The 19,801-nt window shown below is 44.4% G+C and carries 25 protein-coding genes; 8 read left to right on the top strand and 17 right to left on the bottom strand.

Going from position 1 to position 19,801, the window contains the following annotated elements; all coding sequences use genetic code 11:
• Nucleotides 1-188 precede the first annotated feature (188 nt).
• From IM507_RS16245 to IM507_RS16190, 12 genes are all read right to left on the bottom strand, one after another.
• Nucleotides 189-1,271 carry a sulfate ABC transporter substrate-binding protein gene (locus IM507_RS16245; protein WP_287637346.1) on the bottom strand — a complete coding sequence of 361 codons (1,083 nt, stop codon included), beginning with the start codon at nucleotides 1,269-1,271 and terminating at the stop codon, nucleotides 189-191.
• 622 nt (nucleotides 1,272-1,893) lie between these two features.
• The gene (locus IM507_RS16240) at nucleotides 1,894-2,286 is read right to left on the bottom strand and encodes a DUF5615 family PIN-like protein (RefSeq protein ID WP_193958987.1); all 393 of its coding nucleotides are present in this window, start codon (nucleotides 2,284-2,286) and stop codon (nucleotides 1,894-1,896) included.
• Nucleotides 2,283-2,660: a DUF433 domain-containing protein gene (locus IM507_RS16235; RefSeq protein ID WP_002741562.1), complete on the bottom strand. Its 378-nt coding sequence runs from the start codon at nucleotides 2,658-2,660 to the stop codon at nucleotides 2,283-2,285. Before IM507_RS16235 ends, IM507_RS16240 begins: the two co-directional genes overlap by 4 nt.
• A 266-nt stretch (nucleotides 2,661-2,926) precedes the next feature.
• Nucleotides 2,927-3,298: a clan AA aspartic protease gene (locus IM507_RS16230; RefSeq protein ID WP_123230802.1), complete on the bottom strand. Its 372-nt coding sequence runs from the start codon at nucleotides 3,296-3,298 to the stop codon at nucleotides 2,927-2,929.
• A complete protein-coding gene (locus IM507_RS16225) occupies nucleotides 3,295-3,570 on the bottom strand; it encodes a hypothetical protein (protein ID WP_002733756.1) in 276 nt (91 codons plus the stop codon). The genes IM507_RS16230 and IM507_RS16225 overlap by 4 nt, the downstream gene beginning before the upstream one ends.
• Before the next feature lie 248 nt (nucleotides 3,571-3,818).
• Entirely contained in the window at nucleotides 3,819-4,028 is a 210-nt protein-coding gene (locus IM507_RS16220) for a hypothetical protein (RefSeq protein ID WP_002732654.1), read from the bottom strand.
• Complete coding sequence (locus IM507_RS16215; protein ID WP_287637345.1) at nucleotides 4,015-4,506, bottom strand: type II toxin-antitoxin system VapC family toxin; 492 nt, start codon at nucleotides 4,504-4,506, stop codon at nucleotides 4,015-4,017. The genes IM507_RS16220 and IM507_RS16215 overlap by 14 nt, the downstream gene beginning before the upstream one ends.
• Nucleotides 4,507-4,772: 266 nt before the next feature.
• Nucleotides 4,773-5,528 (bottom strand): hypothetical protein, encoded by a 756-nt coding sequence (locus tag IM507_RS16210; RefSeq protein WP_287637344.1) that lies wholly within the window; start codon nucleotides 5,526-5,528, stop codon nucleotides 4,773-4,775.
• Between the two features lie 594 nt (nucleotides 5,529-6,122).
• Nucleotides 6,123-6,512, bottom strand: a complete 390-nt coding sequence (locus tag IM507_RS16205) for a DUF1842 domain-containing protein (protein ID WP_287637343.1) — start codon at nucleotides 6,510-6,512, stop codon at nucleotides 6,123-6,125.
• Nucleotides 6,513-7,242: 730 nt separating this feature from the next.
• A complete protein-coding gene (locus IM507_RS16200) occupies nucleotides 7,243-7,542 on the bottom strand; it encodes a DUF5615 family PIN-like protein (RefSeq protein WP_238560374.1) in 300 nt (99 codons plus the stop codon).
• Nucleotides 7,543-7,576: 34 nt separating this feature from the next.
• A complete protein-coding gene (locus tag IM507_RS16195) occupies nucleotides 7,577-7,951 on the bottom strand; it encodes a DUF433 domain-containing protein (RefSeq protein WP_036399742.1) in 375 nt (124 codons plus the stop codon).
• 274 nt (nucleotides 7,952-8,225) lie between these two features.
• On the bottom strand, nucleotides 8,226-8,651 hold the full coding sequence (locus tag IM507_RS16190) for an aegerolysin family protein (protein WP_042790244.1): 426 nt from the start codon (nucleotides 8,649-8,651) through the stop codon (nucleotides 8,226-8,228).
• Between the two features lie 476 nt (nucleotides 8,652-9,127).
• Between IM507_RS16190 and IM507_RS16185 the strand changes: the two genes are divergently transcribed.
• Nucleotides 9,128-11,458: a heavy metal translocating P-type ATPase gene (locus IM507_RS16185; protein WP_287637342.1), complete on the top strand. Its 2,331-nt coding sequence runs from the start codon at nucleotides 9,128-9,130 to the stop codon at nucleotides 11,456-11,458.
• Nucleotides 11,459-11,657: 199 nt separating this feature from the next.
• On the opposite strand, the gene IM507_RS16180 is transcribed toward IM507_RS16185, so the two are convergent.
• Nucleotides 11,658-11,999, bottom strand: coding sequence for a hypothetical protein (locus IM507_RS16180; protein ID WP_002734498.1), 342 nt, complete (start codon nucleotides 11,997-11,999; stop codon nucleotides 11,658-11,660).
• A gap of 12 nt (nucleotides 12,000-12,011) precedes the next feature.
• On the opposite strand from IM507_RS16180, the gene holB reads away from it, so the two are divergent.
• Together holB and IM507_RS16170 are read left to right on the top strand one after the other, a co-directional pair.
• Nucleotides 12,012-12,977, top strand: coding sequence for a DNA polymerase III subunit delta' (gene holB, locus IM507_RS16175; protein WP_287637341.1), 966 nt, complete (start codon nucleotides 12,012-12,014; stop codon nucleotides 12,975-12,977).
• A gap of 37 nt (nucleotides 12,978-13,014) precedes the next feature.
• A complete protein-coding gene (locus IM507_RS16170) occupies nucleotides 13,015-13,227 on the top strand; it encodes a neurohypophysial hormones like protein (RefSeq protein ID WP_185237737.1) in 213 nt (70 codons plus the stop codon).
• A 64-nt stretch (nucleotides 13,228-13,291) separates the two neighbouring features.
• Here the strand turns inward: IM507_RS16170 and ftsH2 are convergent, their stop codons facing one another.
• Nucleotides 13,292-15,178 carry an ATP-dependent zinc metalloprotease FtsH2 gene (gene ftsH2, locus IM507_RS16165; RefSeq protein ID WP_002734973.1) on the bottom strand — a complete coding sequence of 629 codons (1,887 nt, stop codon included), beginning with the start codon at nucleotides 15,176-15,178 and terminating at the stop codon, nucleotides 13,292-13,294.
• 371 nt (nucleotides 15,179-15,549) lie between these two features.
• Between ftsH2 and IM507_RS16160 the strand changes: the two genes are divergently transcribed.
• The gene (locus IM507_RS16160; protein ID WP_223210644.1) at nucleotides 15,550-15,765 is read left to right on the top strand and encodes an EcoRV family type II restriction endonuclease; all 216 of its coding nucleotides are present in this window, start codon (nucleotides 15,550-15,552) and stop codon (nucleotides 15,763-15,765) included.
• A gap of 15 nt (nucleotides 15,766-15,780) precedes the next feature.
• Nucleotides 15,781-16,713 carry a DNA adenine methylase gene (locus IM507_RS16155; protein ID WP_287637340.1) on the top strand — a complete coding sequence of 311 codons (933 nt, stop codon included), beginning with the start codon at nucleotides 15,781-15,783 and terminating at the stop codon, nucleotides 16,711-16,713.
• Nucleotides 16,714-16,970: 257 nt separating this feature from the next.
• Here IM507_RS16155 and IM507_RS16150 read toward each other — a convergent pair whose 3' ends face one another.
• Nucleotides 16,971-17,270, bottom strand: a complete 300-nt coding sequence (locus IM507_RS16150) for a hypothetical protein (RefSeq protein WP_002741547.1) — start codon at nucleotides 17,268-17,270, stop codon at nucleotides 16,971-16,973.
• A 218-nt stretch (nucleotides 17,271-17,488) separates the two neighbouring features.
• Between IM507_RS16150 and psbX the strand changes: the two genes are divergently transcribed.
• The gene (psbX, locus tag IM507_RS16145) at nucleotides 17,489-17,608 is read left to right on the top strand and encodes a photosystem II reaction center X protein (protein ID WP_002733679.1); all 120 of its coding nucleotides are present in this window, start codon (nucleotides 17,489-17,491) and stop codon (nucleotides 17,606-17,608) included.
• Nucleotides 17,609-17,653: 45 nt separating this feature from the next.
• Here psbX and IM507_RS16140 read toward each other — a convergent pair whose 3' ends face one another.
• Complete coding sequence (locus tag IM507_RS16140; RefSeq protein ID WP_287637339.1) at nucleotides 17,654-18,301, bottom strand: ComF family protein; 648 nt, start codon at nucleotides 18,299-18,301, stop codon at nucleotides 17,654-17,656.
• Nucleotides 18,270-18,569, bottom strand: coding sequence for a DUF1816 domain-containing protein (locus tag IM507_RS16135; RefSeq protein ID WP_002733535.1), 300 nt, complete (start codon nucleotides 18,567-18,569; stop codon nucleotides 18,270-18,272). Before IM507_RS16135 ends, IM507_RS16140 begins: the two co-directional genes overlap by 32 nt.
• A gap of 255 nt (nucleotides 18,570-18,824) precedes the next feature.
• Between IM507_RS16135 and IM507_RS16130 the strand changes: the two genes are divergently transcribed.
• Both IM507_RS16130 and IM507_RS16125 read left to right on the top strand, forming a co-directional pair.
• A complete protein-coding gene (locus IM507_RS16130; RefSeq protein ID WP_002731636.1) occupies nucleotides 18,825-19,184 on the top strand; it encodes a ferredoxin thioredoxin reductase catalytic beta subunit in 360 nt (119 codons plus the stop codon).
• Between the two features lie 9 nt (nucleotides 19,185-19,193).
• The gene (locus IM507_RS16125) at nucleotides 19,194-19,619 is read left to right on the top strand and encodes a DUF309 domain-containing protein (protein WP_185239678.1); all 426 of its coding nucleotides are present in this window, start codon (nucleotides 19,194-19,196) and stop codon (nucleotides 19,617-19,619) included.
• Nucleotides 19,620-19,801: the final 182 nt, after the last annotated feature.

The following is a 19,801-nucleotide window of genomic DNA, read 5'->3' as shown; positions in this document are numbered from 1 at the left end:
TTGGAAACTATCTCATCAAATTAGTCCCCCCATAGAACCCCCTTGAGCCATCTTGCACACTTTTCTCTTTTTGTCAAATTTTATGTTAAGAAAGATGTGACTAATGGATAGCTTATCAAGGGGGGATTAAGGGGGGATCAATTAATCAGAACCACTTACTTAGCTGACAGCTGACGGCCTACTACTAATTAACGCTGAATTTGGTCAAAAATCGCCCCATCAGCGAAGAATTTTTTCTGGATCGCATCCCAACTACCGATCGCCGTATAGGCGAACAGATTCGACACTTTTGGGTATTGTTTACTAAACTCTTTAGCCACATTAGCATTAACGGGACGGAAACCCACCTTGGCGAATTCCCGCTGCGCTTCCGGAGTAAAGAGAAATTGGGCAAAAGCTGTCGCTACTTCCCGGGTTTTGCGTTTATCAACTATTTTATCCACTACGGCCACGGGCGGATCGATCGAAACATTGACCGGAGGAATAGTATAGGAAAAACCGGTTTGTCCCTTTTGACGGGCCAAAATTACCTCGTTTTCGTAGTTAAGCAGCACATCCCCCTGATCCTGTTTAAAGAAGACATCGCTGGCTTCCCGGGCATCTTTGGGTAGTACAGGCACGTTTTTATAGACATTGCGGACGAAATTGGTCGCTTGTGCTTCATTGCCGCCGGTCCGAGTTACCGATCCCCAGAGAGCCAGAAAATTCCACCGGGCCACCCCAGAGGTTTTCGGGTTGGCAGTAATGACTTTAATCCCCGATTTGGCTAGATCTGGCCAGTTGCGGATTCCTTTGGGATTGCCCTGACGAGTAACTAAAGCTACCACGGAACGAGTGGCGATGGCGTTATTGGGTAATTCTTTCTGCCAACCGGGGTTAACTAAACCCGCTTTTTGCAAGCGTTCCACATCGGAACCGATAGCCAAATTTACCACATCTGCATCTAATCCGTCGATAACAGCGCGGGTTTGGGAACCAGAGCCGCCATAACTCTGTTTAATCACCACATCCTGTTTTTTCTCTCTTTTCCATTTGTTGACGAATAGAGGAATGATTTTTGAGTAGGCCGATTGAGTCACTGCGTAGGAAACTAGGGTGATTTCCACGGTTTGTTGTTTAGCTTGCTGTTTATCCGGACTTGCCAGCAGATTACTCGATGCCGATAGGGGACTAGAAGCTAGTCCGATTCCCGTTGTGACGACGGCAGCCGTAGCTAGAGAAATAAAGGGTAAGAGGGTTTTCGGTTTTGAGGATCTAGGATCAGGGATCACGATGTCATCGGCTCCTTTGTTTATTTATGGGAGATTGCTAGGTATTTTCTCTGAGATTGTATTTTATATGAAATAAAAAACAATTACAATACATTAGAGAAAAAATTATACTGTTTGGGTTGGATGCAAAGAAATCAAGCCATTAATGGCTTGATTAGCTGAAAAAAGTGTAAATATTCGATTTATATAGCTTAAATGTGCCTTTAAATCTGCCTAAAGCCTCTTTATGCTTGCAGAATAGAGATTTTATCGTTTTTATGGAGAGGAAAGAATTTTTTAGCGATCAAAAACCTCTGCCTAGGTGGCTTCACCGGTGAAGTTAGCGGACTTTAGCAACTATTACCCTAAAATTGAAGCGGTCTAACGACTTCAATCAATAATACCATTTTTCTTTATTTGCGTCACAACGAATGCAGGCCTGGCAAGCATTCGAGCGTGGATGTCTGTCATGGATTTAGAAATTTGGTATAAGCAGGGTGCGTCCCAAAAAATCCTGCATTAGGTAACGCACCCTACAGCGATTGCGATCTATTCAGAAACTTGCCGCATAACGGCTAAGTTATGCCGTGCTTCTCACCGATAAGACTGCGATCGCCCTAATTTTTAAGCGTAGCCGACAATATCATGGAATGAATAACCGACCAACCCCCTTGTAATTATCAAGATCTACAGCAATTTCGATCAGTCGTTCAGCGCAGCGCTCTCTATACTCAGCTTCACTCAAACGATCGAGATTTCCAATCGTCAACACTGGAAACGATTTCTCTGTGTTCTCTTCTCGCATAACCTGCTCAAGGGAATCATCACCCTTCATATTTCGGTTAGCAGTAAGAATCATCATCTCCTGTTCTTGAGCATAGCGCCAGACTACGCGATCGCTACTTTCCATCGACAGTCCAACCTCTCTAAAGGTGACAAATTGGACAGACTGAAACTCAAGCCAACCACGTTTTGCCAATATACCAAGAAAAATCAGCGCATAACCGTCGAGGTTGTAGTCAACTAAGAAAGTCATTGTTTTTGTGCAGCACGTCTGGCTCTCTGCTCCTCAAGCTTTGCCCAAAACGCTTCTTGTCCTGGTTTATGTGGCATTGCTGCAATTCGAGCAAAGCGTTCACGGTTACGATCTTCCCAGTACTGGCGAATTTCTTCCCTATTCTGAAGAACCTCTTGATATTCAACCTCGACCTGAGCTTGGTTTACCTGAATGTAGGACAAAGCTGCGTCAATTTGCGCGTTCGTGAGGTTAAATGTGTCACGAATCAGTTTAGGAGGATAATCAGCTTTTAGGAGATCGATCACATCATAGAGGGTGATGCGCGTGCCAGCGATCGTCAGTCCTCGCTCTGTACGGATAATTTTCGCTTGTTGGTTTGCCGTCCAGGTCATTCCCTTAGCTCCTTAGAATCCACTTAATGGTCAATGGTTTCACCAGACAAATATTGGTCAATTTTTTCTGACCAATCAGGTTCACCGTTCATTATAGCCCGCCCCTTACCGGACAAGATCAGTGTACTGCTAGGCCGTGCCTTCGTCATCCCACTTAGACTGACAACTTCAATCAATGTGCATGGTGCGTTCCCAAAAATCTATTGGTGGAACAGTAGGACTTGCATTAGGGAACGCACCCTACGGCTACGGCGATTGTGATCGCACTATGACAAAGGTTTAATTGTCACTAATCCCCCAGCAAAACCCTGAATATTCAACTCATAGCCATCAAGTAAACCCATACCAACTAATGGATCTGTCTCTGACTCATTGATTTCAATAGATTTGATCTGACCATCCCAGATCACAGTTGCCTCAAATACGTTAAACATACAGAGGCTTCCATCGCCCAAGATTCCCTCTTCTTGCATATACCACGTTAATCCTAGTCTTGTAATGATAGCAGAAGGCAACGTGAGAAATCCAGTGTAACCAGTGTCAATAACTGCTTTAATCGCTTGTCTCTGGTGATTTTCGCCTAGCACTACGAATTGAATAATTGCTTCTCGGCGCGAATTGACGCTCCCCATCATCATGGCGATACACTGGGGGAACGAAAGCCAAAACGATGGACGGCACGATGTCCAATGCGAATACCAAATATTTGTGCATCAGGAAAACGTATTAACAGTTGTTTAGCAGCTGTTAGGCTGTCGTCAGCCACTTCAAAAGCCCCTGTTTCGATGTCTATTGCTACAATCTTCCCATGATTCCCTTCCTCGATTTGGGAGCGTACCTGAGACTCATAGACTTCGTGTCCACGTCGGGCAAATTCTTCTTTGCTGTAGCGGGGTTGTCGAACTGTCATTGAAGCGACCCTGTGGCAACTTTTGCCCCCCTATTTTAACCTAAACATTGGCAATCTTCGCTAACATTCCTCAACTGGTCCCACAAGAGCAGCACCGCACCTAACCTCACAGCTTCAATCAATGTGCATGGTGCGTTCTCAAAAATCCTGCATTAGGGAACGCACCCTACAAGATCGGCGATCGCTACAATCGGAACGATCGCACTTGACTCGCTGGTCGGCATAACGGCTAAGTTGAGCCGCCACGATTAGATTTGAGATTCTTGTGGTTCATCCTGTTTTGGTCGGCTCCAACGACTTGTTAGACCTTGCTTTGGTGGTAAGCTGACTACCTGCCTGCCACTTTCTGCTTGTCTTTTTTGCCAATCTACAAACATTGCATCCAAATCGTAGTTAAAGGATTTAGCGTGTTCTTCTCGAAATTTATGAATTTCATCTAAAATGTCATCTTGCCACATCGTTATAATCTCCTAAAAGTTCGTAAGGAGTACAAATTATGGGTAACTCGTATCCCAAATCAAGACTGAGCTCTGCCAACTTCCTCTGAATTTGAGCGTTGGCAATATGTTTACAGTTCCATGTTAACAAGTAATCTAGCCCGTGGACAGTCGCCGCAGCAATGTGAACCGCATCATCAGAAGCTTTGGCAGGAAGGTTGCTTCGTATAAGAAACTGGGCTGCCAAGTTGCGTACAGCTTGATTGAGTTCAACCAAAGGCATTTCATTGACAATTTCTAACCTTTTCAAAGCAATCTCTGTATCTCCCTTAGCGACTTCATCTAAAACAACCTGTGAGATATAGAGAAGAAAATCATTACGGCGATTTTGCCACCAATCCCGTGTCGTTTCGATATTCCCAGCAACAACCAAGTTTTTGGTCGATCTGGCTGTCAGATAACCAATAACGCTGGTTTCAATATAGACGGTTTCCCTCACGGCAATCTAGAAAATCTATCCAACGTCTATCCTACTGCATTTAATCTTGGTTTTGAGGGAGTTGGGTAACAGCCGTCAACCCAACCTACAAGATCAGCGATCGCACTATGACCTTTAGATTTAAGTGTTTTCAAAAGTGAAAGGCGCGTGGGACGCACCATACAGATCAGCGATCACTGTCAAAAGGTTTTACCCATAAGAGTTCCGGGATTTATAATTTTACAAATCATTTGCGAATGCTATAGATTATGCTTTAAGAGCATGAATCATTGGACTAATTTAATACTATCTACTACATTATGATCTTTAATGTGGAATTGAGTGACCACTTCCCCAAATTTTCGCTCCAAGAAAGACACCCAACTCTGCTGAATGTGATGAAGCAAATCGGATTCGACAGCATTTGAAGATGGACGAGTACGGCCACTTATCCAGACATTAAACTGTCTATCAATTTGAGGAGCATAAGCTCTCATATTAGGAGTAAAGAAGATGAAAGAATCTATACTCGTATATCTCGATGCAAGTAGATTCCCCAAAATGTACATCATGAAATTTGGGGGTATCGAGTAATTGCCATCATTGGCAAGAATCAATAAACCTTTGGCATCAGGAAGCCGGAAGTATTTCTTTGTTTCTTTAATTTGCTTGTTAGCTTTTTCAACAGCCTCTTTTGTAGGGGAGCTAAACACTTTGAACACATCAACGGCGCATTGACGGGGTAAGTCGTCTATCTGAAATCTTCCGTCTTTTATATGTTCTTGGCGAAGAAGCCCCTCTGTGATCCAGCTGTGCATCATTAAGTTGAGCTTATCGCCTACCTTTCGATCATTGAAGTAATTCTTTTCAAGACACTTTAGCTCCGCCACTACCGTCCGATTGCAAAAGAAATAATCGGCGTTATTTGGTCTTTTGCCTTTGCCTTCAAAAAGTTTGCTTATAAGCTCTCCGCCTAAATCTTCGACAAACTCATTGAAGGTTGCCTCAACTTCCATTTCTGGCAGCGGCTGTCTGTTTTCCATAGATATATACTTCTCAGAAGAAAAAGCAATTTAACTAATAATTATATAGAAGTTTTCCCCATATTGCCACAAGTACGCACTTTTAAAATTAACTAGAGGAAGAAGAAGTATAACTATATATTATGCGGAAATTTTCCGTATATAACTCTAAATACACATTTTTTAAAGAATCTTTCTGTATATTACGCTCAAATGGAGCGATCGCAAGAAGTTTTCCGTATAATATTACGATAAGCGTGTTATGCCGATTAGCGTACTCTGTGATGAACCCTCCCCCACTGATTTGTTCAAAGTTTTCTCGTTGTGCGACTGTCAGATAAACTTTATCTCGCCTACATCTTCCCATGATTGATGTCCTCAGTTGAGCTTATCTATTGCCCTATTTTAGCTGTGTCAGTCCAGTAGGATGTGTTAGCGTCAGCGTAACCCACGGATTTTGAACATTAGATAAGGTGCGTTACATTTGATTAACGCACCCTACAAGATTAGCGATCGCACTGCCATGTTAGGGTAGTATGTTGTGTGAAATGTCGGGCAATGATAAAGCTGCTGCCTGACCTACAGGGACGAAATCAGTATGAAACCAACCGGATTTTAATCGGCTTGCTTCACATCAGATTTATAGCTATTTGAACCTACTGCGAATTGACCTTGACCGCTCCACTTTGAATCAAGGGCAAAGCTGGCTGAAAATGGGGCAAGATAAGTGCCGATCGCTGGAGGAGTCACGGATACGGCGGCTTCACCGGAAACAGCACCGACTCTGACAATATGCCCAAAGCCAGTACTATGCATCGCACCCGACACTTTAGCGGTGAAAGTTTGCGGATGCTCCGTTCCTTCTAGAATTGTCCCTTGCGCCTGACCGTGCAGAACACCAGTGGGTGCATCGACCGTTACCGCAAGCGTCATTGAGCCAGCACCGACTGTACCCGGTGGAGGGGTGAAGCCAAGTTTAAGCAGATAAAGACCTACTTCCGACATGATAATTTCTCCTGTGGATGAAAACGCTATCAGTGAAGCTCCTGATATGCATCTGAATTAATGCCCTTTTCAGCTTCTGGCATTTTTGGCTGGTTGCCAAATTCCGAATATTTAAGAATCCAACTACGTTAAATTCTTGTCGCCTAACTATATATTACGCGGAAATTTTCCGTATATCACGCCAAATACACATTTTTTAAAGAGTCTTTCTGTATATTACGCTTAAATGGAGCGATCGCGAGAAGTTTTCCGTATAATATTACGATAAGCGTGTTATGCCGATTAGCGTACTCTGTTATGAACCCTTCCCCACTGATTTGTTCAAAGTTTTCTCGTTGTGCGACTGTCAGATGAACTTTATCTCGCCTACATCTTCTCATGATTGATGTCCTCAGTTGAGCTTATCTATTGCCCTATTTTAGCTGTGTCAGTCCAGTAGCCTGTGTTAGCGTCAGCGTAACGCACGAATTTTGAACATTAGATAAGGTGCGTTCACTTCGTTAACGCACCCTACCAGATCGGCGATCTGCTATGCAGTGCCTTCGGCATCGCACTTATAACTAACCAATCGGACTATTTACAAAGACAAGTACGAATCATTGTCGGTCTAACGGCTTAGTTGAGCGGCGGCAGTTAGCCTTGAACTCATCACCAAGTTCTCTCACTCCGTCCGCTCCAACAACGTGTTAGGCAACTTAGATTTCTGGAGTAGAAAATGATAGAGATCGCATCAAGAGAAAGGAATGAAAAGAACCCGACCTTCACATTCTTCAGGTTCACTACAACAAATAAATAGTTCTAAATCATCAAGGATCTTACCAATGGGTGCTTTTGAGATCACCTCAACAACTCCAGTCATAGGTAGTCCTTGATTGACACGATTGTAGGCATACATCGTAATAGTGGCTACATCATGGGTGAGCAAGATGCGTCCCTCATTAGCCGCCCATTCTAAAATATCTGGATCGTCAGTGTTCATCAGTCCTACATCTTGGACGCGAATTATATCTAATTCAGGTAAACGCCTCACCAGCCCACGCAAGATGGCTCCATTAAAATTTTCGTCAGTTAGAAGGCGCACTTTGCCTCGACTCTCCTTTTGACTGATAACGAGCAAGCAAGCGCTGTCTTAAATCGACTAAGTTGTGTTTTTGAGTTAGTTGTTGTCTCAGTTGTTGAGCTTGTTGGTCGCGTTGCTCCAAATAACTGTCAATTTCCTGACGGTGATTTAAATAATAAGCAATGGCACTGTATATATCTTCCAAACGAAGAACTGAAAACTGAATAGCGATTTCTTCAGGAGTGGAGCCGTTGTGGTATGAGGCAAGTATGCTATCCAGAGTCACTCGGCTCGAACCTATACGGATACCTCCCGCTTCATCCCAACGAAAAGGGGGAGAAGTTACTTGGAATTTGGCTGGGGTGTTCATTAGAGACATATTGCACCTGAGTTGAATTGCATAAAAACATCCTAGCAAAAATCAGAATACTTTGTCTGACACTGCTTTCTGGCACGAAAAGGGGTGGGTTAGCAAAACGCAACTCACCCTACTGGATTGTTTCAGCTAATTTGGTGTATTAGAAAAATGCTAGAAATTTTATAATCTAAGACTTTAAGCCGAAATCTATTGCCCTATTTTAGCTGAAACAATCCACTACTAATTTTCGTTTCTGTTGGCGAGTCTTCCCAGACCTATTGAGAAAGTTCACATATCAGGATATATCAGCAACGACAACTGACAGCATTCCAATTGACCCGCCATAGGTAGAGCCTCCGCTTACGCTAACAACATATTTGTCGGAATCATAATCACTAGCCCCCCATGTATTGGTTTTTGATCCCCATGGACAGTCCCATGATATCTTGCAGACCTTATAGTCTGGATCGCTGGGATCTTTCCCGTCAATGCAAATATAGAAAGAGCCTTCAGTACCAGAGGCAGAGTCTGATCGGCCACATGAGCAAATCACAGTGTTGTAAACTCTGCCGTCCTGGAATTTGATTCCGTTGACATTAGCAATTTCATCATCTTTGTTGTCGTACTTGTAAAACTTTCCCCAGGATAGATTTCCGTAGTCAGTTGTTCCTGCAAAGCCTTTTACCTTAATCGTAAAGCTGACCCATTGTGCGTAAGCCATGTTAAGTTACCTCCAAATGATTGAGTACCAAAGTTTTCGTGACCGCCTAACTATATATTATGCGGAAATTTTCCGTATATCACGCCAAATACGCATTTTTTAAAGAATCTGTCCGCATATTACGCTCAAATTGAGTGATCGCGAGAAGTTTTCCGTATAATATTACGATAAGCGTGTTATGCCGATTAGCGTACTCTGTGATGAACCCTTCCCCACTGATTTGTTCAAAGTTTTCTCGTTGTGCGACTGTCAGATGAACTTTATCTCGCCTACATCTTCCCATGATTGATGTCCTCAGTTGAGCTTATCTATTGCCCTATTTTAGCTGTGTCAGTCCACTACCAGATCGGCTACCTGAAATTTCAGCTATCTGTAATGAAATTTCATCTATCTGTAACCCTACTCGCTAAAATAGTTTAAAAATCGGCCGAGAATTTCTAGGATAGAAGTAAAGACCATCCTTGCCTACTTTTTCTATGATCCTAGCCGCCGAAACTGGACTAAAAACCGCTACTCTAGACGTAAAAGGCATGAAATGCGCCGGCTGTGTGAGTGCCGTAGAACGACAACTCAGCCAAAATCAAGGGGTAAAATCGGCCCAAGTTAACCTAATCACGGAAATTGCCGTGATTGAATACCAACCGGATGCGATCGCACCAGAGCAGTTAGCCGCAAAATTAACCGCGATTGGATTCCCCACCCAACCGCGCAGCTCATCGACTCCCCTTGCCCAACAAAATCAACGGCTGCAAAACCAACAAAAAGAACGGCAACAACAATTATACCGATTAGCGATCGCTTGTTGTTTACTGGTTTTTTCCCTGATTGGTCACTTACACCACATCGGGGGACCAGAAATCCCTATCTTTCAAAGTATTGCTTTTCACTGGACTTTAGCCACCCTAGCCATTTTATTCCCCGGCCGCGATATTTTCATCGATGGTTGGCGGGGATTACGGCACGGGATGCCAAATATGAACACTCTCGTTAGTTTAGGCACAGGTAGCGCCTATATAGCCAGTTGTTTGGCTCTTATCTTCCCTAATCTCGGTTTAGAGTGCTTTTTTGATGAACCGGTCATGCTGTTAGGGTTTATTCTCCTCGGACGGACTCTAGAAGCGCATTCCCGTCATCGCGCAGCCGCAGACCTAGAAGCACTTACTTCCCTACAACCGGCAGTGGCTCACCTGATTGGTAGTACAGATGACCGTGTGGGCGTGGCGATTCCAGTGGAACAGCTGCGCGTCGGGGAATGGGTGCGCGTCTTACCCGGGGAAAAAATTCCCGTGGATGGGGAGATTATTCAGGGAAGAACCACGGTAGATGAAGCTTTATTAACGGGGGAATCGCTGCCGGTGGTCAAGGAAATGGGAGATCTAGTCATTGCTGGCAGTTTCAATCTCTCTGGTGCGATCGCCGTGCAAACTCGTCAGGTGGGGACTGATACCACCCTAGCTAAGATTATCGCAGCTGTGGAATCAGCCCAAACTCGCAAGGCCCCGGTACAGAAGATAGCGGACCGGGTAGCGGGTTATTTTGCCTACGGAGTGATGATAATTGCCCTAATTGTGCTGCTCTTTTGGTATTTTTGGGGAACTAGGCTCTTTCCAGAGGTGTTAGGGTCAACCACAGGACACCACGAGATGATTCAACCCACTTCTCCCCTACTTTTGTCCCTAAAATTAGCGATTTCTGTGCTTGTGGTCGCTTGTCCCTGCGCTCTCGGTTTAGCCACACCGACGGCCCTACTGGTGGGAACCAGTTTAGCAGCCGAAAGGGGTATTTTGATTAAAGGGGGTGATGTTTTGGAAACTGTCTCGCAACTGCAAACGGTGGTTTTTGACAAAACGGGAACCCTTAGCCAAGGTCATCCGGAAATTACCGATTGTTTGAGTTTTTCTGAGCTTAATTCCCTGGAAATTCAACAATTAGCGGCAGTAGTGGAGAGTGGTACTAATCATCCTCTTGCTCAGGCGATTTTAGACGCGGTTACTCCTCCTACTAACCTGACGGGGGAAGATTTTCAAACTGTCGCCGGATTGGGAGTTTCTGCAAGGGTGCAGGGGTCGAAAATTGTTCTAGGAAATCGGCAATGGTTGGCACAGAACGGCATTAAAATCGATGAAACTATCTGGGGGATTCAAGAGCTTTTACAAGCGGGTAAAACGGTGATTTATCTGGGTATGGAAGAACAATTGCTCGGCGCGATCGCTTTTCAGGATCGATTGCGTCCCGATGCTCAAACAACCGTTAATCAGTTGCAAAAACTCGGTTTAGAGGTGATTTTACTCAGTGGTGATCGCCAAGAAGTGGTAACAGCGATCGCTAATAGTTTGGGTATTAGCCAATTTTATGCCGAAGTTGCCCCCACCGAAAAATCGGCCTTAATTGCCGACCTACAGACAAAAGAGGGCAAAATCGTGGCTATGGTCGGGGATGGTATCAATGACGCTCCTGCACTAGGACAGGCTAACATCGGTATTGCTCTGGCCGGTGGCACGGAAGTGGCCATGGAAACGGCTGGGATCGTTTTAATTAGCGATCGCCTAGAGGATGTGGTGCAATCTCTGCATTTAAGTCTGGCCACATGGCAAAAAATCCGACAAAATCTTTTTTGGGCTTTGGGTTATAATACCTTTGCTATTCCCATTGCCGGTGGTTTATTACTGCCCCATTGGGGTCTAGCTTTCAGTCCGGCCCTAGCAGCAGCTTTAATGGCTTTTAGTTCGGTTATGGTAGTGAGTAATTCCTTGCTTTTACGTCGTCAATTTCCTCCGCTCTCATCGACGAAGGAAAGCGAAAATTAAAGCAATTACCGATTTTTTCTCGATAAATCTATCAAGCACCAAAAAGAGCGGCTCTCTTATTCTTTGTGCGATAAGTTTCACTGATACAGGAGCGATCAATCTCTGTGTCCTCTGTGTCTTTGTGGTTCGTTACCCAAGAGAGCCAAGATGGTATTTTGTCCCCGTCTTTGTCAGTTGACGGAGACAGGAACAAATCGGGTTAAGCGGTAATTCTGGTCAGGGATTGACCTTGATAATTGTTGGTAATAATCTGGTGAATAGATTCAAAAAATCGCCGACAACGATTATTAGTTCTCAGGGGCAATTCATGATTTTTTACCAATAAATCGATCTGAAGTTCCGAGCTAGTGGGAGGATGAATAAACAATTCCACTTTCACTAACTGGGGAAAGAAAGCATCGTTAGGAACTTCCGATAAAAGCAAGACATCGGTCCGGCGCTTGATGATTTCAAATTCACCCAAACTTAATATATCATCGTATAAAAACCCGGTCTGATGAGGAGAAATCCCGACAAAATAGGAACAGCAATAGCGAGCCATGGCAGGGAAAAGATGATAAATTGGTCAAGGTTAATCGGTCAAAATCAGGCCATTGAACTACTACAAAGAGCGCTTGAAGTCAATTCGATCGCTCCCGCTTACTTATTCGCCGGCGCTAAGGGGATTGGACGCAATCTAGCAGCAAAATGTTTCTGTCAAGACTTGTTAACTAGAGATCGATCTCCAGAAACAAGGGAATTAATCCTGAAACGCTTTTTAGGGGGCAATCATCCCGATTTACTCTGGATTGAACCCACTTATCAACACCAAGGCAAACTGCTCACCGCAAAAGAAGCACAGGAAAGCAATCTCAAGCGTAAAGCTCCCCCGCAAATCCGCATCGAACAAATTCGCGAGATTACTAACTTTTTAAGTCGTCCTCCCCTGGAATCGGCCCGCTCTGTGGTGGTGATCGAGGAAGCAGACACCATGACGGAATCGGCGGCAAATGCCCTCTTAAAAACGCTTGAGGAACCGGGAAAAGCGACTTTAATCCTGATTGCTCCCAGTCCCTCCTCTTTACTACCGACTCTCGTTTCTCGCTGTCAACACATCCCTTTTCAGCGTCTTTCGGAAGAAAATCTCGCTCAAGTCCTCCGCTCTAACGGACAAGCTCGCGTTCTCAATTATCCGGCAATTCTCGGTTTAGCCCAAGGTAGCCCGGGAGAAGCGATCGCAGCTTTAGAGTTTCTCGACAGTCTCCCCCAAGATTTACCGCGATCTTTGAGCAAATTTCCCCTAAAACTCTCCCAAGCACTGGAATTAGCCAAAATTATCGCTCAAACTCTTGACACGGAAACCCAATTATGGTATGTGAGTTATCTTCAGTATGAGGATTGGCAACGACGACGAGAGCGATCGATTTTAGAAATCTTGGAAAAAACCCGCCAGCAGCTGTTAGCCTACGTTCAACCCCGTTTAGTCTGGGAATGCACTTTCTTGGCATTAGCCAAGCTATCCACCGCCCAAAAGTCTTAAAATTGTTATATTTATCGATCGAGTGGGGAGAAAGACCATGAAAATCAAATCCTTAGTTTTGCTGATTCTGTTAACTTTGACTACGTTTTTAGGGGCTTGTCAGGGAGCAAAACAGACCGAAGAACCGAAAAACGTCCCTACCACCGTGGAATCGCCGCAACAAGACGAAGATGACGATGAAGACGGGGAAAACCAGCAAAAAGACGGTGATAATGACCAGAATAAAGACGATGACGATGACGATAACTAAATCCCTAGCATAAAAAAATCGGGTGAGCTTTAACCCACCCGATCGCCTATAGATTGAAATCAACCTATAACTGTGGTACAAACTGTTCTTTTTCGGGAACGTAGGCGTATTCAGCCACAATCTGCCGGAATTCTTCCCCATTGATCGTTTCTTTTTCGATCAGCAGGTCCACCACTCGATCGATCACTTCGCGATGATCCCGGACAATTTGCCGAGAAATTTCATGACAGTGTTCCACGATTGATCGCACCTGATCATCAATGCGAGTAGCGACCTTCTCAGAATACTCGGAACGAGTCATCAAACCGCCACCGAGGAACACTTCACCCCCTTGACTTTCTAGGGACAAAGGACCCAAATCGCTCATCCCGAAACGAGTCACCATCTGGCGGGCCATATCAGAAACTTGCTGTAAATCGCCACCGGCACCGGTAGTCACCTCATCATAGCCGAAGATTTCTTCCTCGGCCGCCCGACCACCTAAAGCACCGGAAATCCGGGCCATTAACTGAGCTTTCGTGGTTAAACCCTGTTCTTCGTTGGGAGTGAACCAAGTTAAACCCTGGGCCTGGCCCCGGGGAATCAGAGTCACTTTCTGGACGGGATCGTGATCTTTTAAGAGCGTACCCACGATCGCATGGCCCACTTCATGGTAAGCGATTAGGCGCTTGCTCTTGCTATCGACTAAAGGAGTACCTTCCATACCGGCGATAACGCGATCCACTGCGTCATCTATCTCTAGGAGGGTAATGGCATCTTTGCGACGACGAGCGGTTAAAATTGCCGCTTCGTTCAGTAAATTGGCTAAATCTGCTCCACTGAACCCCGGAGTGCGACGGGCGATCGCTTCGATGGAAACGTCGTTAGCCAGCTTTTTATTGCGGGCATGAACGTCTAAAATCTCTAAACGACCTTTAAAATCGGGCGCATCGACGGTTACTTGCCGATCAAAACGGCCCGGACGCATGAGAGCGGAATCGAGAACATCGGGGCGGTTAGTGGCGGCAATGATAATAATTCCCGTATTCCCCTCGAAACCGTCCATTTCTGTCAATAATTGGTTTAGGGTTTGTTCACGTTCGTCGTTACCACCACCGATACCGGCACCCCGTTGACGACCTACCGCGTCAATTTCATCGATAAATATTAAACAGGGAGCATTTTCCTTGGCTTTTTTGAACAAGTCGCGCACGCGAGAAGCACCGACACCGACAAACATTTCCACAAATTCCGAACCGGAAATGCTGAAGAAAGGTACACCCGCTTCACCGGCGATCGCTTTGGCTAACAGGGTTTTACCCGTACCAGGAGGACCAACTAACAGGACTCCTTTGGGGATTTTGGCACCGACGGCGGTAAATTTCTCCGGTTGTTTGAGGAAAGTGACGACTTCCTGTAATTCTTCCTTCGCTTCATCAATTCCTGCCACATCATCAAAGGTGATGCCGGTTTTTGCTTCCATCTGGAAACGAGCTTTTGATTTGCCAAAACTCATCGCTTGACCGGGGCCGCCTGGCATATTATTAGAACGGCGGAACAGGAAAAAGAGAGCGGCAATCAGCAAAAAGGGGAAAAGTAGATTACCGAGGAATCCCCACCAAGCGCCGTCATTCCGCATCGGGTGAGCATCGAAACTAATTTTAGAATCGCGTAAACGGGCGATTAAATCGGGGGAATTGGCTGGTAAATCGACCCGCAGGCGTTGTACTCGGTTTTCTAGTTCTGGATCTAGGGCCTGTACGATCGCGGTTCGGCCCCCTTCGTAGAGATCGACGCTGACAACCCTACCACTGTCTAGGTATTCTAGAAAGCGTCCGTAGGTCATGCGGGTAGTGGCGGTGTTATTGCCGATATTACCGGTGGCGGTGGCAAAAGTGCCTTGCCAGAGGAAAAAACCGACCACAAGGGCGGGCAATGTCCACAGTAAAATCGTTTTCCAGGATAGTTTCATGTTTGTTTAGTGGTTCTAGGATAAAGATTTTTGCTTAACTCATTTAGCTGTTTTTGTCAAGGATTTTACGTTATTTTTTCGAGATTAATCCCCGCAGCCAATTAAATCTTAACTAAATGTAACGTAATTCTCATAATTCTGACAAGAATGGTGACGAGAGATTTTGGCTCTCTTGGGTTTGGTGGGTAAAATGTATTCTAAGATACATTCTTCCTAGCGGGGGGGTGGAACGAACCACAAAGACACAAAGGACACCAAGATTGATCGATCCTATATATATAAGTTAAACTTATCACACAGAACCGAGAAGAGCCAGATTTTTGAGTTCATTTGTTCTAACAAGAGTCTCATGGTTTCTGGGATAAGCTGTACTGAATTTAAACTGCCTAGAAGTATATACTATATCTATTGATACGAAAATCATCTCCAAAATCCTAAAATTGCTTCTTTTTCCCATATTTGATAATTTTGCTAGATGTAACCAATTAAAGATAGAGTTAGTATCTCAACAAAATTTTTACCCTGATTTGACCTTTATTCACGAGCCAACAGGAGCTAAGTTGGCTGTGGATAGAGATTACTATTGATGAGGAGAGTGTTTAGTGAAGTTAACGCCACTTGTGCCACCGATTAAGTGTCAAGGAATTAAAACTAAATTGGTGAAAGATATTAAAAATATTGTGTCTGATCTGAGCTTTGGGCGTTGGATAGAACCCTTTTCTGGATCGGGAGTGGTGGCTTTTAATATTAATCCGAAAAAGGCTTTACTTGCGGACACAAATACCCATATTATCCAGTTTTATAATAATCTCAAAAATCAAGTTATTACCAGTAAAACTGTTAAGCTTTTTTTGCAAGAAAATGGTAAAGTTCTTAAGGAGCAGGGAGAAAGTTATTATTATCAAGTACGAGAAAGATTTAATCAATCTCCTAATTCTCTAGATTTTTTATTTCTCAATCGCTCCTGTTTTAATGGCGTGATGAGATTCAATCGTAAGGGGCAGTTTAACGTACCCTACTGTCATAAATCAGAACGATTTTCTCAAGCATATATTACCAAAATAGTCAATCAAGTTATTGCCCTAGAAAATATTCTTATTAAAACTGATTATAATTTTCAAGTTGCTGACTTTCGAGAGACTTTATCTGATTGGCAAAAAACAGACTTGATCTATCTCGATCCTCCTTATTTAGGGAGACACACCGATTATTTTAACTCTTGGTCTGAAGAGGATGAAGATTGTTTGGTGACTATTTTAAAGGATATTTCTTGTCGGTTTATTTTGTCCACTTGGCACAGTAATCAGTTTAGGAGCAATCCTTTAATTAAAAAAAATTGGAGTGCTGATAAGTTTTATATCTATACTAAACAGCATTTTTATCATGTGGGTTCCACAGAAAAATTACGTCATCCGATCACCGAAGCACTCATTACTAACTTTAACATTCCCTTGTTGCCAGAGCGAGGAACTGATTTGCAACAACTGTCATTATTGCCATCGACAGCAGAAAATGAGGGAGTGAGAACAGTCTAGAAGATGCCTAGTGGCTAATTCTCACTCCTTACTATTTAGGGTTTGCTGAATAAATCTAAAAACCTTGTTGGATAATATCTTTAGGCTTTTTTGAAATCAAAAAGTACCGGATATGGGAGTGATTGGGGGGGGAATTTTAGGGACTTTTTCCCTGAAAATTAGGTAATTGACTCCCTGAAAATGGGTAAAACCCCACACCCCACACCCCGCACCCCACACCCTACCACCACCGAAAAACTTTTTGCCGCAAACCCTATTTATCCTTGGCTTTGGCGCAGATGGTCGTTAATTTGGCGTTTACGCTTTTCTTCGGGGGCAGTGCTAGTAATTTCGCCAAAATCTTGACTACTCATGGAAAGATGGGACATTATCTTTCTTTTGCGCTCTTTAGCAGTTAATTCTGGTGCAGGAGTAACTGGCGGCGGCGCTGCCACGGGTTCCGCTGCCACCGGAGGAGTTTCCACAATTGGCAGCGGTTTTTTGGGAATATAGTCAGCACCAGTGGTACTTCTGGAGAGATGATCGAGAATGCGCCGTTTGCGATCGTCAGTAGCCATAAAAATCTTTGCCAATCTAGTTTAAAGTTTTGTAACTATCACCTATTGTCAAACATCCCTATCCCCTTGAGAAGTCAAGGGAGACTTTATCTTGAGGGATTGAAGACATATAAAACCTGCGATCGCATTTATCTGGCCGTGGAACTGGGGGTCTTCTCGCCCAAGGTGATAAGATAAAAAACTAAGTCTTTGAAAATATGACAAAGGATTTATCTATCATGACACCCTCTTTAGCTAACTTTCTCTGGAGCCTTGTTTTAGGTGCGGTTATCGTTCTGATCCCTGCCACTATCGGTTTGATTTTCATCAGTCAATACGACAAGATCAAACGCACTTAATTTAATCTAACTCTAAAATGCCTAGACCGATTCCGTCTGGGCATTTTAGCTAATTTTGGAACTGGCAAGAGCGATCGCACCGACTACCCGATATCCCTCTGTGCGTAAAACCTGCACAGCTTCCTCGATCGTGGTTCCTGTGGTATAAATATCGTCAATTAAGAGAATCGGCACGGATTTCGGTAAATTTTTCCCCAGTTGAAAAGCCGCTTGCATCGTCCTTTTTCTTTCCTCGGCTGCCATACTAAACAAGGCTGCCGTGTTCTTAATCCGAATTAATCCGCGACTAGCCAGATGATAACCGGTTAAACGACAAAAACCTTCGCCAATGACTTCTGCTTGATTAAAACCCCTTTCCTTTAACCTTTCTGGGTGGAGAGGGATAGGAATCACCGTCAAACGTTTATCGGTGAGGGGAGGACGCAGCAGCCAAGTTTCCCCCATGCAACTGCCTAGCAAAGAGCCGAGAGCGGGATGGCGATCATATTTCATTTTAGCGATCGCCCGTTTTAATTTACCTTCATAGCGTCCCCAGATAAACAGGGGAATAGAACTACGCCAGAGAAAAAGCGGGTTATTCTGACGATAGGACTGTAATTGTCGCCCACAATCACGGCAAAGCTCTCGATCGCTCTGCCGTTGACAAAGAGGACAGGGAGACTTAAGAAATAAAGCGAGAAAAGGTTCGAGCATGGGAAGCAAAAGTTTTAGCTAGATCCTGACTTCCATCGTCAAAAACGGTCAAATAATGGGGATTACTCCGCTCGATCGAAAGACTGATTCCTTGCGCTCCTTCGGACTCTAGATCTTGGAGATAACCCCCCTGATGCTGTTGTGCTTCCTCAAAGGAGGCAAAGGGACCAAAATAGTAGATACAGTGGGGATAAAGGGAGGTAATTTTCAGCCACCAAGGCGTGTTATCGTCAGAAATTTTATTTGTCTGCAAGAAAGATAAAATCATGTTCTGGTATTGATAGGGTACAGGGATTGCAGGAATCAAGGACAGGTTTTGAGGAACTTTGCCCCTATAATTCCGATATGCTGGCCAAAAAGTCGAGCTTTTGGCCAAAGAGAGTCTTTTTATCGTATTAGATTAACAAGGGGATCGGTCGCAAAATCAAAAGAGATTCTAAAAATTCCCCTCAGCCAAGGGGAAGCGGATCGAGATAGGATAGTAAGAAGTTTTTTTGTAGAAAGCTAGGGAGATAAGATAACTATGAGCCAGATCACAGACACAGATAAGAGTCTTGAGGCGATGAAGAATTTTGCCGAACAGTACGCTAGACGTACAAATACCTATTTCTGCAGCGATCTCTCGGTGACAGCGGTAGTAATTGAAGGATTAGCGCGTCATAAGGACGAATTAGGCGCTCCTTTATGCCCCTGTCGTCACTACGAAGACAAAGAAGCGGAGGTAAAAAATACTTTCTGGAATTGTCCCTGTGTGCCGATGCGGGAACGGAAAGAATGTCACTGTATGCTATTTATTACCCCCGATAACGAGTTTGCTGGGGAAGAACAGGTAATTTCCCTCGACTATATCCAAGAAGTCCGCGAATCGATGAGGGGGCATTAGTATAGGGTAATGACAGCCAGCGCTTTTGGGCAAGGAATCGACGAATTTAATCGCCAGCAATTCTATGCTTGTCATGATACCCTAGAGGCTTTGTGGATGGAGTCCGCAGAGCCTGAAAAAACCTTTTATCAAGGCATTTTGCAGATTGCTGTCGCTTGTTACCATCTAGAAAATAATAACTGGCGCGGGGCGGTAATTCTTTTGGGAGAAGGGGTGAGACGTTTACAACACTATCAACCCGATTACGAGGGGATCAACGTGACGCACTTGGTGGGGGAGAGTTTGGATCTATTAAACTTTTTACAGAATCTCGATCCCCAAGCTTTACCGGCAGTGTTAGAAGCGATGAAAAGCAATCAGGAACATCCTCATCCCCACCTCGATCAATCTATCTGTTCCCTGCCGAAAATCCTCAAAATTCATCCCGTTCTCTAAACAGCTAGATTAGTTAGTCAATACAATTACCTCTAAGTAGGTGGGTGTTAAAATTGTCAGCACCCCCCTTATCAAGGGGGGATTAAGGGGGGATCAGCACCCCCCTTATCAAGGGGGGATTAAGGGGGGATCAGCACCCCCCTTATCAAGGGGGGATTAAGGGGGGATCAGCACCCCCCTTA

This window comes from Microcystis sp. M20BS1, assembly GCF_020245305.1.
In the GTDB taxonomy this organism is placed as follows: Bacteria; Cyanobacteriota; Cyanobacteriia; order Cyanobacteriales; family Microcystaceae; genus Microcystis; species Microcystis ichthyoblabe_A.
The sequence above is the reverse complement of the archived record's forward strand: the minus strand, read 5'-3'. Positions and strand labels throughout refer to the sequence as shown.

What these genes read in the sequence shown, in the direction of transcription:
- IM507_RS16225 (WP_002733756.1), bottom strand. Translation starts at nt 3,570, where the DNA reads ATGACAGTTCGACAACCCCGCTACAGCAAAGAAGAATTTGCCCGACGT.
- IM507_RS16180 (WP_002734498.1), bottom strand. Translation starts at nt 11,999, where the DNA reads ATGGCTCGCTATTGCTGTTCCTATTTTGTCGGGATTTCTCCTCATCAG.
- IM507_RS16185 (WP_287637342.1), top strand. Translation starts at nt 9,128, where the DNA reads ATGATCCTAGCCGCCGAAACTGGACTAAAAACCGCTACTCTAGACGTA.
- IM507_RS16205 (WP_287637343.1), bottom strand. Translation starts at nt 6,512, where the DNA reads ATGTCGGAAGTAGGTCTTTATCTGCTTAAACTTGGCTTCACCCCTCCA.
- IM507_RS16230 (WP_123230802.1), bottom strand. Translation starts at nt 3,298, where the DNA reads ATGATGATGGGGAGCGTCAATTCGCGCCGAGAAGCAATTATTCAATTC.
- IM507_RS16195 (WP_036399742.1), bottom strand. Translation starts at nt 7,951, where the DNA reads ATGTCTCTAATGAACACCCCAGCCAAATTCCAAGTAACTTCTCCCCCT.
- IM507_RS16210 (WP_287637344.1), bottom strand. Translation starts at nt 5,528, where the DNA reads ATGGAAAACAGACAGCCGCTGCCAGAAATGGAAGTTGAGGCAACCTTC.
- IM507_RS16140 (WP_287637339.1), bottom strand. Translation starts at nt 18,301, where the DNA reads ATGCTCGAACCTTTTCTCGCTTTATTTCTTAAGTCTCCCTGTCCTCTT.
- IM507_RS16170 (WP_185237737.1), top strand. Translation starts at nt 13,015, where the DNA reads ATGAAAATCAAATCCTTAGTTTTGCTGATTCTGTTAACTTTGACTACG.
- IM507_RS16235 (WP_002741562.1), bottom strand. Translation starts at nt 2,660, where the DNA reads ATGACCTGGACGGCAAACCAACAAGCGAAAATTATCCGTACAGAGCGA.
- IM507_RS16125 (WP_185239678.1), top strand. Translation starts at nt 19,194, where the DNA reads ATGACAGCCAGCGCTTTTGGGCAAGGAATCGACGAATTTAATCGCCAG.
- psbX (WP_002733679.1), top strand. Translation starts at nt 17,489, where the DNA reads ATGACACCCTCTTTAGCTAACTTTCTCTGGAGCCTTGTTTTAGGTGCG.
- IM507_RS16150 (WP_002741547.1), bottom strand. Translation starts at nt 17,270, where the DNA reads ATGGCTACTGACGATCGCAAACGGCGCATTCTCGATCATCTCTCCAGA.
- IM507_RS16190 (WP_042790244.1), bottom strand. Translation starts at nt 8,651, where the DNA reads ATGGCTTACGCACAATGGGTCAGCTTTACGATTAAGGTAAAAGGCTTT.
- holB (WP_287637341.1), top strand. Translation starts at nt 12,012, where the DNA reads ATGATAAATTGGTCAAGGTTAATCGGTCAAAATCAGGCCATTGAACTA.
- ftsH2 (WP_002734973.1), bottom strand. Translation starts at nt 15,178, where the DNA reads ATGAAACTATCCTGGAAAACGATTTTACTGTGGACATTGCCCGCCCTT.
- IM507_RS16135 (WP_002733535.1), bottom strand. Translation starts at nt 18,569, where the DNA reads ATGATTTTATCTTTCTTGCAGACAAATAAAATTTCTGACGATAACACG.
- IM507_RS16240 (WP_193958987.1), bottom strand. Translation starts at nt 2,286, where the DNA reads ATGACTTTCTTAGTTGACTACAACCTCGACGGTTATGCGCTGATTTTT.
- IM507_RS16130 (WP_002731636.1), top strand. Translation starts at nt 18,825, where the DNA reads ATGAGCCAGATCACAGACACAGATAAGAGTCTTGAGGCGATGAAGAAT.
- IM507_RS16220 (WP_002732654.1), bottom strand. Translation starts at nt 4,028, where the DNA reads ATGTGGCAAGATGACATTTTAGATGAAATTCATAAATTTCGAGAAGAA.